The sequence below is a fragment of the Streptomyces sp. P17 genome (assembly GCF_032436805.1).
Lineage (GTDB): Bacteria > Actinomycetota > Actinomycetes > Streptomycetales > Streptomycetaceae > Streptomyces.
The window spans coordinates 1-268 of sequence record NZ_JAVRBF010000885.1 but is presented as its reverse complement, the minus strand read 5'-3'; the positions used below and the strand labels follow the sequence as shown (position 1 = coordinate 268).

General features: G+C 64.9%; 1 protein-coding gene. It reads left to right on the top strand.

Annotation, left to right across the window (positions count from 1 at the left end):
* Positions 1 to 11: 11 nt before the first annotated feature.
* On the top strand, positions 12 to 155 hold the full coding sequence (locus RMT89_RS46330) for an HPF/RaiA family ribosome-associated protein (RefSeq protein WP_399499005.1): 144 nt from the start codon (positions 12 to 14) through the stop codon (positions 153 to 155).
* Positions 156 to 268: the final 113 nt, after the last annotated feature.

Below are 268 nucleotides of genomic sequence, written 5' to 3'. Positions count from 1 at the left end.
CGAAGACGGTGATGTCCGCGCAAGGCGAAGGGCCGGATGCGCACCGTGCCTTCGATGCGGCGTTCGACAAGATCGAGACGCAGCTCCGCCGCTACAAGCGCAAGCTCAAAAACCATCATGCCCAGGCCCGCGTTCGCGCGCGCGCCGTGGCGTAAGAAGGTCGCGCATGAAGATCTCCGATCTGTTGCAGCCATCTGCCGTGATCCTGGCGCCGAAGGCGCAGGGCAAGAAGCAGCTGTTGCAGGAGCTGGCCGCACGCGCCTCGCAA

What these genes read in the sequence shown, in the direction of transcription:
- RMT89_RS46330 (WP_399499005.1), top strand. Translation starts at nt 12, where the DNA reads ATGTCCGCGCAAGGCGAAGGGCCGGATGCGCACCGTGCCTTCGATGCG.